We start from the raw sequence: 14,901 nt of genomic DNA on the forward strand, positions 1-14,901 counted from the left end.
GGGTCGCCCCGAGGTGGACCGACCGATTCTTACCCGACCATCTGCTATCGCAGTCCAATGGACGCGCCGCTGTGGACCGAGACGCACGCGCCGACACTCGCCGACCTCCCACAAGAGGAGGTTCGTGAGCGACTTCGCCGCGCCGTGGACGAACCGATGAACCTCGTGGTACAGGGACCGCCGGGTGTCGGCAAGACGGCAGCGGTCCGCGCACTCGCCGAGGAAGCACACGCAGACCCGGACAACGACCTCATCGAACTCAACGTCGCGGACTTCTTCAACCGGACGAAAAAGCAGATTCGACAGGACCCGCGCTTCGAACAGTTCCTCGACGGACGCAGTCGCATGGCGAAACGCGACATGATAAATCGCGTGCTCAAGGAGTCGGCCAGTTACGCCCCGATGTCGGGCGGGTACAAGACTATCGTCCTCGACAACGCCGAGGCCATCCGCGAGGACTTCCAGCAGGCGCTTCGCCGCGTGATGGAACAACACCACCGCACGACCCAGTTCGTCATCACGACGCGGCAACCCTCGAAACTCATCCCGCCGATTCGCTCCCGGTGTTTCCCCGTCCCGATGCCCACGCCGGACGACGACGCACTCGAAGCGCTCGTGGCGAACATCCTCGAAGCCGAGGAGGTCGAATACGACCAGAGTGGCCTCAAGTTCCTCGTGGACGCCTCTAACGGCAATATCCGCAAGGCAATCCTCTCGGCACAGCGGACGGCCGTCGAGGCTGACGAGGTGACCATGGGTACCGTCCACGCCGCCCTCGGCGACGTGGGGTTCGACGACGAACTGAAGACGCTCCTCATCAACGCTCGCGACGGCGACATCAAGGACGCGCGCAAGACGATTACGACGCTCCTCGACGACGAGGGCTACGAGGGCGACGAACTCCTTCGCGACATCCTCCGCGTCGCCGACGCAACCCCGGAACGATTCGCAGACGGCGAACTCGCGCGCCTCCACGAACTCGCCGGGCAGGTCGACCTCGACATCTCGATTGGAATCGACGACAGACTACATATCACGCACCTCCTGACGAGTTGGGGTGCCGAGGTCCGGGGTGAGGCGTAGATGCAGTTCGCACCCGGCTATCGGCGGTTCGCCGTCCCCGCGTTCGTTGGGGCCGCCATCTCGGCGTTCGTCTTCCCACCGCTGGGGGCCGCGTTACTCGCCTTCGGCGCGTTCGTCCTCTGGTTCTTCCGCGACCCGGAGCGTTCGCCACCGGACGAACCGGGCGTCGTCTCGCCCGCCGACGGCCACGTCTCCGTGATTCGCGTCGAAGATGGTCGCATCCGCGTCGGCGTCTTCATGAACGTCACCGACGTGCACGTCAACCGCGCGCCCGTCCCGGGGACGGTTCGCGACGTGACCCACCGTCCGGGCGCACACAAACCGGCGTTCTCGAAGGATTCGGACAAGAACGAGCGCGTCGATATCGAAGTCGAATCAGACGACGGGGTGTACGAGGTGTCTCAGATTGCGGGTGCGTTCGCCCGCCGGATTCACCCCTACGTTGCGACTGGAGACGAACTCGCGCGTGGCGACAGAATCGGCCACATCGACTTCGGTTCCCGGGCGGACGTGTTGTTGCCCGAGGGGTTCAGTTCCGAGGACCTGACCGTCGAGAAAGGAGAGACGGTGCGGGCGGGCGAGACGGTGTTGGCACGGCGGTAATCGACACGGTACGGCCGGAGAGGGGGAAGGAATATCGGTGCGCACGTGGTGTGTGTACACATGTCGATACGAGTGGCCACCGAAGCGGACATCGACGCGATTCGGCAGGTGGCAAAGCGGTCCTGGGAGACCGATTATCCGGAGATTCTGACACGAGAGACCATCGAGGAGGGGTTCAACGACTGGTACGCACGCGAGCAGATTGCGGATGCGCTCTTTCCGGCCCGGTCACTCGTCCTCGTCGCCGAGCGTGACGACGCAGTCGTCGGGTTCGCCCACGCCACGTGGAGCAGCGACGAGCACGAGGGCTACATCCTCCGCCTCTACGTCCACCCCGACTACCGCCGCCAGAACGTCGGCCACGAGTTGCTCAACCGAACCCGGACCGAACTCTCTGAGGAGGGCGTCACCCGAATCAACGCGATGGTGCTGGCCGAGAACGAACCGGGGAACAACTTCTACGAACAGTTCGGGTTCGAGTTCGTCGACGAGACACAGACGACTATCGGCGGCAACGCGTACCGAGAGAACCGGTACGTACTCGAATAACCGACGCCCGCTATCGGTGTCCGCCACGGCAGAATCTCCTCTCGGACTCGACGCAACAGTCGCGCACCTATTCTCCGTGAGACGCCGAACTCGGTTCGACCAGATGATGACGGTATCGAGACTGTCGCAGGGATAACTATATGAGGTATGGTCTCATGCGACATGATGTATCGCTATGAAGCCGTGCCAACGCTGTCAGGCGGTCATCGACGAGTACATATTGGACAAACAACTCGAAGTGCTGCGCGACCTCACGGTAGACGACTTCAACGTCTGTGCGGACTGCGTGACCATCGTCGCCGACGCGTGTGTGGAGTGCGGTGGCGGCGTCTACGTCCCACAAAACGAGTCCGACGTCCCCGACTACTGTCCGGCGTGTCGGTCCGACCTCATCGCTCGCACCGGTCGGGACCCCGGATGGACCTGTGACACCGTGTCGACCTGACCGACGTTCCGCTCGAACCTCTGTTTTTGCCGTGGCGGACCGGTTTCACCGGGACGTGTCAGACTGCGGTTCCGCAGGCCTCTTATAGCGACAGCAGAGAGACTTACGTAGACGGCACGGTCAGTCGGTTCCTTTCAGCCCCTGTGGTTTACCACAGTGGGTTCCGCTGGCTGACCTACACCGTCGTTCTAACACGGTGAGCGGTTGCGCTCGTCATCCGACTATACTCGAACTGAAACAGTGTGACTGCTGAGTGCGGACGTGTTGTGCGGCGGGGGCCAGTTCGGTGGGTGAAGTCCCTCGAACCCACGTCAATACAATGACAACTATTTACCAAACACGACCGTCGGATACGACGTGTCCTCCACACCACTCGGTTCGAACTCGTCGTCTCGCTCCCAACCGGTCCCACTCCCATGGTGGTACGGTGTCGCTGCGTTCCCGATTTCGGTATTCCTCAGCGTCCTCGCGGTTGCGGCAGTCGCTGGAATCATGCCCGCCATCGAAGCTGAGTCCCCAGAGGCCGCACTCAGTTTCTTCGCAGTCCTCTTTCTCGCCGACGGTATCAGCCTCCTCGTCGGTTTCGTCGTTCTGGTGTTCCTCGCTATCGACGTCTACGCCGTGCGGGAATCGTCGGTATCGTGGCGGCCACGGTGGCTTTGGGTCGCGGCGGGTCTCGTCCACATCGCTGGGGCGCTGTTCTCGCTGTTCTACGTCGTCTCGGTTCCGTTGCTGTCGTACTACCTGTATCGGCGTGGAAAACGTGTCGGGTCACCGAGTCTCTGACCGCTGACGGGTCACTGCCCTCACCGACGCAGAAGATGCACGTACCGCACTAGCGACCGATGGACTCGCCGCTCGAACACCTGTTCTACGTCCCACCCCGCGTCCTCCGCTTCGTCGACCCACGACCTGTCGGCGACCATGACACACCGCGGCGAAACGCGATACACCTCTCGTAACGCGCCGCCGACTAAGTCCGAAAGCGAGTGCTGTGCAATCTTCGACTGTCGGCCGTAGGGGGCGTCGAACACCACGCCGTCTATCGAGTCGTCTTTGAGCGGAAGTGCCGTCGCGTCGCCGCGAACGACGTGGCCGCCGCCGACGTAGTGGTCTAAATTCACCTGCGCACCGCGGGCCATCTTCTCCTGTGCGTCGACGCCGACGACGTCGGCACCGACCAGTCCGGCCTCCAGCAACACACCGCCGGTGCCGCACATCGGGTCTAAAATTCGGGCACCGGGTTCCGCGCCGGCGATGTTGACGAACGCGCGAGCGTCCACGGGGGCCATGCTCCCCGGTTGGAAGAAGGGCCGGTCGGTCGGTTTTCGCTCCGCGAAGTCGCGGACGCTCTCGGTGACAGTCCACCCGACGAGACAGGTGTCGTCGGAGAAGTAGACGCGGAGTTCGTGGTCCGGGTCGTCCAGGTCCACGTCGAACCCGCGTTCGACCAGTGCCGACCCGACCCGTCGTTCGGTGTCGGTCGTACTGATACCCGTCAGGCCGCGCACGTCGCGGGCGCGGACGGCCACGGTTCCGTCTCGGTCGATGCTGGCCGCCACGACGAGTGCGCGGGCGGCGTCGACGTCGGGGGCACAGGTTCCGAGGAGTTCGACGACGCGACGGGTGTAGGCGAGCTGTCTCGCTCGCTCGGTGTCGACGCCGCGGGCGGTGGCGAGTCCCGGGGCGACGACGTCGACTGCCGTCGCCGCGGCGGCGGCCTCACGGGCAGCGAACGCGTCTTCCTCGCCGGCGAGTTCCAATCCGTACACGCTCGGACCTGACGGGGCTGAAAAATGAGGGTATCGGTCGCCGGTGACCGACACGGACCGACCGGCGAGTAAATCGTCGGCTAAACGTGACGGTCTGCCGAAACGAGATTTATAGTGGATGGTCCGAATCCACCCTCATGGCCTCCCTCGATGCCATCCTCTGGAGTGCGGCGGCACTCGCCTACGGCCTCGGCGACTACGTGACGACCATCGTCGGACTCAGGATGGCAGACGTTCAGGAGGGGAACCCTATCGTCCGATTCCTCTCCGGTGGTGACCCGGGTCCCGGTTCGTTCGCCGTGTTGAAACTCGTCTCCGTGGCGCTCTTCGCCGTCGCCTACTGGACGCTCAGACCGGGGTCTGCCCGCCTCGCCGTCCCGACGGCGCTCGCACTCCTCGGAACGGTGGTTACGGCCCGGAATGTCCAGATAATCCGGCGACGCGTGTAAATTGTCAAACTATTGTACCAATCTTTTTAAACCTTAAATACGTGATTTAAGTTGTTGCATGACCGACCCCAAGGACACCATCAACATTGAAAACGTCGTCGCCTCCACGGGAATCGGCCAGGAACTCGACCTCCAGAGTGTGGCCATGGACCTCGAAGGCGCCGACTACGACCCGGAGCAGTTTCCGGGACTCGTCTATCGGACACAGAATCCGAAATCTGCGGCGCTCATCTTTCGCTCGGGGAAGATCGTCTGTACAGGCGCGAAATCGACCGACGACGTTCACGAGAGCCTCGGTATCGTCTTCGACAAACTTCGCGAACTCCAGATTCCAGTCGACGAGGACCCGGAGATTACCGTCCAGAACATCGTCACGAGTGCGGACCTCGGTGAGAACCTGAACCTCAACGCTATCGCCATCGGCCTCGGCCTCGAAAACATCGAGTACGAACCCGAGCAGTTCCCCGGACTCGTCTACCGTCTCGACGAACCGAGTGTGGTAGCGCTCCTCTTCGGTTCGGGCAAACTCGTCATCACGGGCGGCAAGAAACCGGAAGACGCGAGAGACGCAGTCGAGGTTATCATGACGCGCCTCTCGGAACTCGGACTGCTCGACGGGTCGTTGTAACCGTCTCGAATCGACCGAACCTAAGTCAGTCGCGTCTAACGTCCCGTCATGGACGCGCTCACTTTGCAGACGGCCGCTTCCGGTGCGCCGGTCACTGCCGTCGCTGGAACGTTCGCGCTGTTCGCGTTGTTTCTCACTCTCACTGCTCACATCGCTGCACGGAACGTCCTCGGTGACGTCGAAATCAAGAAGGCGTTCGCCGTCGGCCCGGTTCCGGCGGCAATCGCAGTCGTCTTCACGACGTTCGAGTGGAACTCCTTTCTCGCGTTGGGACTCGCTCTCGTCGCCGACTACGTCCTCGTCACGTATCTCTACGGCCAGACGACCCGCCTGTCGGCGTACATCGTGTTCATCCACTTCGTCGTCACGATTATCCTCGGCACCGTCATCTTCGGCCTGCTCGTCCTCCTGACGAGCGCCCCCATCTGACCCCGCCGCGTTCCGGCGTACCTTCTTACCCGATGACGAACAACCGACAGGTGTGTCTCTCCGACGATACGTCTGGAACGACGGCGAACGCCGTCTCCGCGCGCCGCTTCGACTCCTCGCGACAGTCGTCGTCGTGGTCCTCGTCTCGCTCGTCATCGGTGTCGGCATCGCAGTCACCTTCAGCGACACCCTCGGTTCGAACACGCTCGTCAACCTGCTCGTCTCTGTCGTCTTGACGGGGTCGACTGGCATCGGCGGGTTCGTCGCTGCTCGGTACGTCGACCGCAGGACGGTTGCGGACCTCGGATTCGGTCTCGACCGTGCGTGGGCAGTCGACTTCGTCTTCGGACTCCTCCTCGGCGGGGTGTTGATGTCCGCTATCTTCGCCGTCGGCCTCCTCACCGGATGGGTCGTCGTCGACGCGGTCGGATTCGGCCTCGACCGTCTCGCGGGTGTGGCGGCCCTGTTGGTGTTCTTCGTCTCGGTCGGTATCGCGGAGGAACTCCTCTTGCGGGGTGTCGTCCTCACCGACGTCGCAGAGGGGATGCGCTGGCGGTTCGACGTGCCGACGGCAATCGTCGTGGGCCTCGTCGTCTCGTCGGCGGTGTTCGGCGTCGCCCACTTCTTCAACCCGAACGCGGGTCTCGCCAGCACGCTCAGCATCACGCTCGCGGGCGTCATGCTCGGGTTCGGCTACGTCCTCACGGGTGACCTCGCTATCCCCGTGGGTATCCACATCTCGTGGAACTTCGTGCAGGGTGGCGTCTACGGGTTCGCCGTGAGTGGACTCGACTTCGGCAGTTCGCTCGTCGAGACGACAGAACAGGGCCCGGACCTCGTCACCGGTGGTGCGTTCGGCCCGGAAGCGGGCCTCTTCGGCGTCGGTGCGATGCTCCTCGGGATGGCCGCAATCGCGTGGTACGTCCGCCTTCGCTACGGCCACCTTCGACTCGACCCGACTGTGACGGTGCCGGAGTTACGCTGGCAAAAGAAGTGAGGCCGACTACTCGACCAGTCGCTCGATTTCGGTGACGAGAATCCCGCTCGCACCGACCTTCTTGAGGTCGCTGACGACTTCGAACACGTCGCGTTCGTTGACGACGGCGTGGACGGCGACGGTGTCGTTGCCGGCGACGTCCATCACGGTTGGCCCACCGAGACCCGGGATGACCTCTCGGACCTCGTCGAGTCTCTCGCGCGGCGCGTTCATCATCAGATAGCGCTTGCCCTCCGCAGAGCGGACGGATTCGAGCGCCATGACCAGTTGCTGGACCTTCGGGTCGTCCACCACGTCGGGGCGGGCGAACAACCGAACCGACGACGAGAGCACTTCGTCGACGACGCCGAGGCGGTTGACTCGCAGGGTCGTCCCCGTCGAGGTGATGTCGATGATGGCGTCGGCCATCTCGACGTGGGGCGTCAGTTCCGTCGCGCCCGTCACTTCGACGACGTCCGCGTCGATACCTTTCTCCTCGAAGTAGGTTCGGGCGATGTGGGGGAACTCGGTGGCGACGACTTTGCCGGCGACGTCTTCGACCGACTCGATGTCGCCGTCTTCCGGCGCCGCGAGGACGAGTCGGCATTTGCCGTACTCTAAGTCGAGCAAGTCTTCGAGTTCGTGACCGGACTCGCGGACCTGGTCGAGGCCGGTGATACCGACTTCGGCGGCCCCGTCGCGGACGTATTCGGGGATGTCGGCGGCACGCGCGAAGAGAACAGTTACGTCGGGGTCGACGGTGCCAGCGTAGAGTTTTCGCTCGGCACCGTTGTCGAGATGGAGACCCGCACGTTCCAGCAGGTCGATGGTCGGTTCGTGCAGACGGCCCTTGTTGGGCACGGCGATTCGCATACCCACATCTCACACTCAGGGGCTAATTGGCTTTCGCCCGGTCGCTGTGGTTGGGAATCGACGGGGTTGGGTCACCCTTCGACGAGCGCGTCGATGAGACGGTCGAACCGGTCGACGAACCGCTCGGGAAGCGACGGCGACACCTCGTCTAAGAGTTTCGTCGTCCGGGTCGGGTGCGTGAGGACGAGCGTGACGCGGTTGTGCAGGTCACGTTCCTTCCGGACGACGTCGCGCTCGGTCAGGTGGCCGAGGTGCCATTCGAGCGTGCTTCTGGCGACGCCGATGGACTCGGCCACGTCGTCGGGTCGAGCGTCACCGTGTTCCAGCAGGTGCCCGAGGACGTCACGCGCAGTCTCTCTGCGGACGAGCGCGAGTGCACCGCGTTCCCACTCGTCGAACTCGGGTGGGTAGTAGTGGGTGCGTCCGTAGAACTCGGTTCGGTGGACCGTCTCCTCGGACAGGAGCCTCCGGATGTGGTGTTGTACTTGGCCGGGGGCGAGGTCGAGCGTGCGCACGAGCTCGTTGAAGTGGACTCCCGGGTTGTGCTTGATGTGGTCGGCGACGCGGGTTCGTGTCTCGCTCATGGTTCGTTTACCCCTGATTCGCGCTCTATCTGCCGGGCGTAGTAGATTGCTGCGAGGACCAGTCCGGCCATCGCGATGTCCAGCGTGTGCTCGACGATGTGGTGGTTGACCGACGAGAGCATCCCGTTGAACGACAGGGCGGCGATACCTGCTCGCGACGCGAACGCGAGGAGTGCGAGCGCTACGAGCAGGTGTGACCGAGTCTGTCGACGGTAAAACACCGCGACACCGAGTGACGCGAGCACCACCGACGAGATTCCCGCGAGGGCGACGACGGTGGTGACGGCCAGATTGTTTGCAGCTTGGATGTGCCCCGGCACGAGCGCGAATCGTAACAGGGGCTCCATGCAGTTCCGTAACGGTTTTCGATACGTAAGGGGCGTCCTCGTTCTCGTATCCCGAGAATCGTTTTTCTCGCCGTCGTGCCGACGACGAGACGGAGGATTCACCACCTCCCCGAACAGAACGGCCGACATGCAGACGCTCCGAATCACGGGCGGTCAGGTACTCCGTCCCGACGGCACCGTCGAGACGGCGGACGTGCTCGTCGACAGCGACGAGGGAACGATTCTCGACATCGCCGCCGACGTGGACGCCGACGCAGACGAGACACTCGACGCAGATGGGTGTCTCGTCATGCCCGGACTGGTCAACGCACACTGTCACGTGCCGATGACACTCCTTCGAGGCCACGCCGACGACAAACAACTCGACGCGTGGCTACAGGAGGACATCTGGCCGGCAGAGGCCGAACTCACGCCCGAGGACGTACGCGCGGGCGCCGAACTCGGCCTCGTCGAGATGATAAAGTCGGGGACGACGGCCTTCGCGGATATGTACTTCCACGTGCCCGACGTCGTCGCTGCCATCGACGAGGCGGGACTCCGCGCTCGTGTCGGCCACGGCGTCGTCACCATCGGCAAAGACGACGACGACGCGTGGGACGATATCGACGAGAGCCTCGACGTCGCCCGCGAGTTCGACGGCGCTGCAGATGGCCGCGTCCGAACCGCCGTCATGCCACACTCGTTGACGACGGTTGGCGAGGAGTATCTCCGCGAGGCGACGGCCGACGCACACGACGACGGCATCCCGGTCCACTACCACGCCAACGAGACGACGAACGAAGTCGACCCCATCGTCGACGAACGCGACGAACGCCCGCTCGAATACGCGCGTGACCTCGGTATGGTGACCGACGACGACTTCGTCGCCCACGGCGTCCACCTCGACGACGATGAGATATCGATTCTCGCGGACGCGGGGACGGGCGTCGTCCACTGCCCGGCGTCGAACATGAAACTCGCCTCGGGCATGGCACCGGTCCAGCAGATGCTCGATGCGGGGGTGACCGTCGGCCTCGGAACCGACGGTGCCGCGTCGAACAACGACCTCGACATGTTCGACGAGATGCGCGACGCGGCGATGCTCGGCAAACTCGCTGCCGACGACGCCAGCGCCGTCGCTGCACCTGACGTGATTCAGATGGCGACTGCCGGGTCAGCAGACGCGATTGGCCTCCCCGGTGGCACACTCGAAGTCGGCGGCGTCGCCGACATCGCCGTCGTCGACTTCGACGCTCCACACCTCACGCCGGCCACCAACCTCGTGAGTCACCTCGTCTACGCCGCCCGCGGGTCGGACGTTCGCCACACGGTCTGTGACGGCGAGATTCTGATGCGTGACCGCGAAGTGCTGACGCTCGACGAGTCGGCCGTCGTCGCCCGTGCTCGTGAGGCCGCCACGTCGCTCTTCGAGCGCGTCTAGTCGTTGGTTCGGGCGACTGATTCGCCCCCACACCCGCCGGTCAGTTCGATACGAAGGCCGTCGTCGGTGACGTGGACCGCCATCGTCTCGAACGTCCGACGGTACTGGGCGACGTGCCGGCCGTCACTGTGGTCGACCATAATCGACTTTTCGAGCAGTGCGGCCTCGTGGAGGCGTTTGACCTCCCGGTAGACCGTCGAGAGCGGCACCTCGGCACGGTCGCTCAGTTCTTTCACCGTCAGCGGTTCGTCTGCGACGCGCAACAGGTCGGGGACTGCCGGTGCGCTCATCAGGGCGAACAGCTCTTGTTCGGCTATCGTATTGCCGTTATTTAACGCGAGCATCGCACCTCCCTATGTCAATCGTTCCGTTGACACTTGTAGGTTCGGGGAAGGTGTCCGTCCGCCTTCGGTAAGGTTTTCGGACCGCTTGCCGAACCTCCGTCCATGAGCGAACATTACGCTCCCGTCTCCGAGCACCTCGACGACGTCGAGGCGGCACGGAAAGAGGGACGCCGGAAGATGGACTGGGCGCTCCAGCACATGCCCATCCTGCAGGAACTTCGCGACCAGTTCGAGGCCGACAAACCGTTCGACGGCGAGGTCATCGGGATGGCCATGCACGTCGAGGCGAAGACGGCGAACCTCGTCGAACTGCTCGCTCTCGGTGGCGCAGAAGTCGCTATTACCGGGTGTAACCCGCTTTCGACCCACGACGACGTCTCCGCCGCCCTCGACGCCAACGACGACATCACCTCTTACGCGGTTCGCGGCGTCGACGAAGACGACTACTACGCCGCCATCGAGTCGGTCATCGCCCACGAACCGACCATCACCGTCGACGACGGCATGGACATGGTCTACGCCATCCACGAGGAGTACCCCGAACTCATCGACACCATCCTCGGCGGTGCCGAAGAGACGACGACGGGTGTCCACCGCCTGCGTGCGATGGACGAAGATGGCGAACTGAAGTACCCCGTCTTCGCCGTCAACGACACGCCGATGAAGCGCCTCTTCGACAACGTCCACGGGACCGGTGAGTCGTCGCTGGCGACCATCGCCATGACGACCAACCTCTCGTACGCCGGCAAGAACGTCGTCGTCGGGGGCTACGGCCACTGTGGGAAGGGCGTCGCGAAGAAGGCCGCCGGCCAGAACGCTGACGTCATCGTCACCGAAGTCGACCCGCGTCGCGCCCTCGAAGCGCACATGGAAGGCTACGACGTGATGCCGATGGAAGAGGCCGCGAAAGTCGGCGACGTGTTCATCACGACCACCGGCAACCGCGACGTCATCACCCGCGAGGACTTCGAGAACATGAAAGACGGCGTCTTGCTGGCTAACGCCGGTCACTTCGACATCGAGATCGACCTCGACGCGCTCTCGGACCTCGCCGTCGACGAGTACGAGGCCCGCGACGGCGTCGACGCCTACGAGATGGAAGACGGCCGCCGCCTGAACGTCCTCGCGGAGGGCCGCCTCGTCAACCTCGCTTCGCCCATCGCACTCGGTCACCCGGTCGAAGTCATGGACCAGTCGTTCGGCGTGCAGGCAGTCGTCGTCCGCGAAATCGTCCAGAACGGTGACGCCTACGGACCCGGCGTCCACGACGTGCCGGACGAACTCGACAGAGAAGTCGCCGAAATCAAACTCGAAGCAGAAGGCATCGAGTTCGACGCCATGACCGACGAACAGCGCGAATACATGGGCAGTTGGGCCCACGGGACGTAATCGCAGTCCCGCGTTCTCTCGTTTCTCACACCCCTCAGCGACCGCGTTCTGTCCACTCGCCTGCTCGCCAGACGAGTGCGACGCCGCCAATCCACGCCGCGAGTCGCATCGCGTCGATGGCGATGTCTGGTGGGGCTTTCCACCCCCACCCGGTTGGGACCCGTTCGCTCGTGGCCGGTCTGACGACGTAGTACTGCCCCTCGTACGCGACGTAGTGGGACCGCGCCTCGTACACGTCGTCTTCTGTCACGGTGCTGCTCCCGTTTCGGACGGCTTTCTGGACGTGGTGTGGAACCTCGTCGAGGCCCCTGGACAGGTTCCGTTTGACCGTCTCTGCCGACACCCGGTCGAGCGAGAGCGTGAGTTCCCGGCCGTCGAGCGTCGCGTTCGGTTCGAAGTAGCGGCCGTCCACCCGGACGTAGTCGAACGACCAGAACTCGGCGTCGACGCCCCTGTCTGGGTCGAGACGGAGTTCGACCGAGTCGCCGCGAGCCATGTCGTTGACGACGGCACACTCGGCCGACTGGAGGGGATTCCACCCGCACGACTTGAAGTGGTAGTCGGTGTGTGTGGTCTGCGGAAGGTGGTCAACCGCCGACGCTTCGTACGTGTACGTCGTCTCGTAGGAGACGCCGTCGGGATACAGATACAGCGGGTTAGCCAGAAGCGCGACGCCGAGGAGGAGAAAGACGAACCCGCGCCGGTTCTGCCGGTTCATACGTTCGACAACCCGGGAGGCGAGTAAATGTCTGTTGGCTTTCAGAAATCACTGCCGGCGGTCGATACCGGCGGCGAACACCCCGCCGAACACGACGCCCCACACGGCGTGAGCGACGAATATCGGCAGCGAGAGCGACGGCACAGTCGCAGGGATACCGACTGCGCGAAGCCAAAGCGGCATGACGAACCCAGAGGCGAAAAACCAGAGGAACAGGCCGTAGACCCCTCCCAGCGCAGTCATCGCCGTCGGACGCTGGAGGACGTGCCACGGGTTGCGGCGCGTCACGGCGACGGCGAAGAGGACGCCGAAGACGAGACTGTGGAACAGGTGGAGTATCCACCCGACGCCGCCGTTCATCACGCCGTACAGGGCACCGATGATGGCGAGTGACCCCGTCAGTGACTGTGAGACCAGTCCCATGACGACACCGGACGTGAGTCCTGCGACGGTGGTGACGCCGAGGACCCACGGCGGAACGCCGTATCCCTCAGCGTCGGTGATGTTGTCGGTGGGTCGTGGGAGCGAGACGGTCACGACGGACCCCTCGTCGGTGCTCTCGACGCTGACGACACCGCCGTACTTGTCGACTGTGAGGAGGCGAACGAGCGTGAGTCCGAATCCGGTCGTCGGGTCGTCGTACTCGGGGAGTCGTCGTTCTTCGAGGACCGCCGCTACGTTTTCGGGGATGCCCGGGCCCTCGTCTTCGATAGCGATATCGACACTGTCGGCCGTCTCCGAAACGCGGACCGCGACGTGGGCGTCGTCGGTTCGAGCGTAGACGATTGCGTTGTCCAACAGGTGGCGGAGGGCGGTATCGAGGTGCGCGTCGGCCAGCGCCCGAATCTCGCCGTCGGCGTCGACGTCGAGCGTCACCGTCGCCTCGGGGTGTCCCGCAGAGACGTCGTCGATTGCAGTTCTGAGTGCCGACGACACGTCGGTGGGAACTGGCCGTTCGTCCGCCGGGCCGACGATGGCGCGGAGTTCGGTGATGGAGTCGTCGATACGGTCGGCGTTCCGCTGGATGACCTGCAGACTCGATGCACCTCCGGCCGTCTGTTCGGCACCGAGGTCAGCGTATCCGCGGATGACGTTCACCTTGTTCAGCACTTCGTGTCGGAGGATGCGATTGAGGACGGTCAGTCGGTCTGCTTGCTTCGACAGTTCGTGGCGATTGTGGTCGTTCAACGCGGTGCGAACCCCCGTCAGGACGCCGCCGATAGACCCGCCGATGAGGACGTTCGCGACGAGTGCAGACCGCGTGGCAGTACTCACTTCGGTGGCGTCACCGATGCCGACGAACGTCAACCCCAACACGACGACCATCGACAGCGTGCCGAGGAGACTCCACCCCGCGATGGTGTTGACGAACGACTCGTCGTACGAACTCACGGACAACCCGATGCCGAAGACGGTCAATCCGAGACCCAACACGAGGAACGTCGCCTGGCCGAGGAGGAACGCGCCGAGCGTCGCACTGGGGTCTATCGACTCCAGGACGGTGTACCGCGTGGCGAGAAAGCCGACAGCCGCGACCACGAACCCGCCGTACTTGATGTCTCGCCTGCGGGGACCATCCATCTCGGGACGCTTGTTCTCTGAGACCGACCTTATTCTTTTGGTGACTGTCAGGTATCGACGAACGCGTGTCTTCGCCTCGCGTGCGGTCGTCCCATTTATCAACGGCCACGGCCGAAAGACGAGCATGTCTTCGAACAGAAAGGGTGACCGACGCGAACGCGAACTCGTCAACGCGCTCGACGAGGCAGGGTTCGCAGTGATGCGCGCCCCTGCGTCGGGAAGCGCGACGACGCGCGAACTCCCGGACGTCCTCGCGGGCAACGGCGAGGTGTTCTACGCAATCGAGGCGAAAGCGTCCAGCGGCCGACCCATCTATCTCGACGGTGAAGAGGTCGAAGCACTCATCTACTTCTCACAGAACTTCGGTGCGAAAGCACGCATCGCGGTCCGCTTCGACAGAGAGGACTGGTACTTCTTCCACCCCGGTGACCTCTACGTGACCGATGGTGGCAACTACCGCGTGAAGAAAGAGACGGCACTGGCAGAGGGCGAGGACTTCGAGTCGTTCGTGGGCGGGCCGACACAGACGCGACTCGGCGACGACGACTGAAGCGACGACCAGTTCGGAACCTCGCTCGGACACTCGAACGTGCGCGAGTGTGATATTCCCGCCCAGACAGTTGGTCTCCCGTCCAGACAGCTGATTCGTGGTGATTGTCCCCTCTGCTAACCTGTCCTGTAACCACCAAAACATGTTAACATCCAGCACGA

The 14,901-nt window shown here is 63.7% G+C and carries 19 protein-coding genes; 12 read left to right on the top strand and 7 right to left on the bottom strand.

Going from position 1 to position 14,901, the window contains the following annotated elements:
* The first annotated feature begins 57 nt into the window (after window positions 1-57).
* The 5 genes from ACK3R5_RS00005 to ACK3R5_RS00025 all read left to right on the top strand — a co-directional run bounded on the left by ACK3R5_RS00005 (window position 58) and on the right by ACK3R5_RS00025 (window position 3,466).
* A complete protein-coding gene (locus tag ACK3R5_RS00005; RefSeq protein ID WP_411967665.1) occupies window positions 58-1,083 on the top strand; it encodes an AAA family ATPase in 1,026 nt (341 codons plus the stop codon).
* A complete protein-coding gene (locus ACK3R5_RS00010) occupies window positions 1,084-1,686 on the top strand; it encodes a protein sorting system archaetidylserine decarboxylase (protein ID WP_411967666.1) in 603 nt (200 codons plus the stop codon). It abuts the gene before it with no gap.
* Between the two features lie 60 nt (window positions 1,687-1,746).
* Entirely contained in the window at window positions 1,747-2,235 is a 489-nt protein-coding gene (locus tag ACK3R5_RS00015) for an N-acetyltransferase family protein (RefSeq protein WP_411967667.1), read from the top strand.
* 175 nt (window positions 2,236-2,410) lie between these two features.
* The gene (locus ACK3R5_RS00020) at window positions 2,411-2,680 is read left to right on the top strand and encodes a hypothetical protein (RefSeq protein WP_411965049.1); all 270 of its coding nucleotides are present in this window, start codon (window positions 2,411-2,413) and stop codon (window positions 2,678-2,680) included.
* Window positions 2,681-3,037: 357 nt separating this feature from the next.
* Window positions 3,038-3,466, top strand: coding sequence for a hypothetical protein (locus ACK3R5_RS00025; RefSeq protein WP_411967668.1), 429 nt, complete (start codon window positions 3,038-3,040; stop codon window positions 3,464-3,466).
* A 20-nt stretch (window positions 3,467-3,486) separates the two neighbouring features.
* Here the strand turns inward: ACK3R5_RS00025 and ACK3R5_RS00030 are convergent, their stop codons facing one another.
* Window positions 3,487-4,443: a methyltransferase domain-containing protein gene (locus tag ACK3R5_RS00030; RefSeq protein WP_411968673.1), complete on the bottom strand. Its 957-nt coding sequence runs from the start codon at window positions 4,441-4,443 to the stop codon at window positions 3,487-3,489.
* Window positions 4,444-4,589: 146 nt separating this feature from the next.
* On the opposite strand from ACK3R5_RS00030, the gene ACK3R5_RS00035 reads away from it, so the two are divergent.
* Genes ACK3R5_RS00035 through ACK3R5_RS00050 form a run of 4 tightly spaced genes read left to right on the top strand, consistent with a single transcriptional unit; the run spans window position 4,590 to window position 6,955 of the window.
* A complete protein-coding gene (locus ACK3R5_RS00035) occupies window positions 4,590-4,901 on the top strand; it encodes a DUF5658 family protein (protein WP_411965051.1) in 312 nt (103 codons plus the stop codon).
* Between the two features lie 58 nt (window positions 4,902-4,959).
* Entirely contained in the window at window positions 4,960-5,529 is a 570-nt protein-coding gene (locus tag ACK3R5_RS00040; protein WP_411965052.1) for a TATA-box-binding protein, read from the top strand.
* 48 nt (window positions 5,530-5,577) lie between these two features.
* Entirely contained in the window at window positions 5,578-5,958 is a 381-nt protein-coding gene (locus ACK3R5_RS00045) for a hypothetical protein (RefSeq protein WP_411965053.1), read from the top strand.
* Window positions 5,959-6,010: 52 nt separating this feature from the next.
* On the top strand, window positions 6,011-6,955 hold the full coding sequence (locus ACK3R5_RS00050; protein ID WP_411967669.1) for a lysostaphin resistance A-like protein: 945 nt from the start codon (window positions 6,011-6,013) through the stop codon (window positions 6,953-6,955).
* Window positions 6,956-6,961: 6 nt separating this feature from the next.
* Here the strand turns inward: ACK3R5_RS00050 and hisG are convergent, their stop codons facing one another.
* The 3 genes from hisG to ACK3R5_RS00065 all read right to left on the bottom strand — a co-directional run bounded on the left by hisG (window position 6,962) and on the right by ACK3R5_RS00065 (window position 8,738).
* A complete protein-coding gene (gene hisG, locus ACK3R5_RS00055) occupies window positions 6,962-7,807 on the bottom strand; it encodes an ATP phosphoribosyltransferase (RefSeq protein WP_411967670.1) in 846 nt (281 codons plus the stop codon).
* A gap of 71 nt (window positions 7,808-7,878) precedes the next feature.
* Window positions 7,879-8,391: a winged helix-turn-helix transcriptional regulator gene (locus ACK3R5_RS00060; RefSeq protein ID WP_411965056.1), complete on the bottom strand. Its 513-nt coding sequence runs from the start codon at window positions 8,389-8,391 to the stop codon at window positions 7,879-7,881.
* A complete protein-coding gene (locus ACK3R5_RS00065; RefSeq protein ID WP_411965057.1) occupies window positions 8,388-8,738 on the bottom strand; it encodes a hypothetical protein in 351 nt (116 codons plus the stop codon). Before ACK3R5_RS00065 ends, ACK3R5_RS00060 begins: the two co-directional genes overlap by 4 nt.
* Before the next feature lie 127 nt (window positions 8,739-8,865).
* Here ACK3R5_RS00065 and ACK3R5_RS00070 point away from each other — a divergent pair, with 127 nt between their 5' ends.
* Entirely contained in the window at window positions 8,866-10,158 is a 1,293-nt protein-coding gene (locus ACK3R5_RS00070; protein ID WP_411967671.1) for an amidohydrolase, read from the top strand.
* Here ACK3R5_RS00070 and ACK3R5_RS00075 read toward each other — a convergent pair.
* Window positions 10,155-10,502 (bottom strand): helix-turn-helix domain-containing protein, encoded by a 348-nt coding sequence (locus tag ACK3R5_RS00075; protein WP_411965059.1) that lies wholly within the window; start codon window positions 10,500-10,502, stop codon window positions 10,155-10,157. The two genes, ACK3R5_RS00070 and ACK3R5_RS00075, sit on opposite strands and share 4 nt — an antisense overlap.
* 102 nt (window positions 10,503-10,604) lie before the next feature.
* Here ACK3R5_RS00075 and ACK3R5_RS00080 point away from each other — a divergent pair, with 102 nt between their 5' ends.
* Window positions 10,605-11,891: an adenosylhomocysteinase gene (locus ACK3R5_RS00080; protein WP_411967672.1), complete on the top strand. Its 1,287-nt coding sequence runs from the start codon at window positions 10,605-10,607 to the stop codon at window positions 11,889-11,891.
* A 34-nt stretch (window positions 11,892-11,925) separates the two neighbouring features.
* Here ACK3R5_RS00080 and ACK3R5_RS00085 read toward each other — a convergent pair whose 3' ends face one another.
* Both ACK3R5_RS00085 and ACK3R5_RS00090 read right to left on the bottom strand, forming a co-directional pair.
* Window positions 11,926-12,609, bottom strand: coding sequence for a hypothetical protein (locus ACK3R5_RS00085; RefSeq protein WP_411967673.1), 684 nt, complete (start codon window positions 12,607-12,609; stop codon window positions 11,926-11,928).
* A gap of 48 nt (window positions 12,610-12,657) precedes the next feature.
* Entirely contained in the window at window positions 12,658-14,190 is a 1,533-nt protein-coding gene (locus tag ACK3R5_RS00090; protein WP_411967674.1) for an ATP-binding protein, read from the bottom strand.
* A 124-nt stretch (window positions 14,191-14,314) separates the two neighbouring features.
* Between ACK3R5_RS00090 and hjc the strand changes: the two genes are divergently transcribed.
* On the top strand, window positions 14,315-14,740 hold the full coding sequence (hjc, locus tag ACK3R5_RS00095) for a Holliday junction resolvase Hjc (protein WP_411965063.1): 426 nt from the start codon (window positions 14,315-14,317) through the stop codon (window positions 14,738-14,740).
* The last annotated feature ends 161 nt before the right edge of the window (window positions 14,741-14,901 follow it).

Origin of the sequence: Haloferax sp. YSSS75 (assembly GCF_046764215.1) — an archaeon.
Classification (GTDB): Archaea; Halobacteriota; Halobacteria; order Halobacteriales; family Haloferacaceae; genus Haloferax.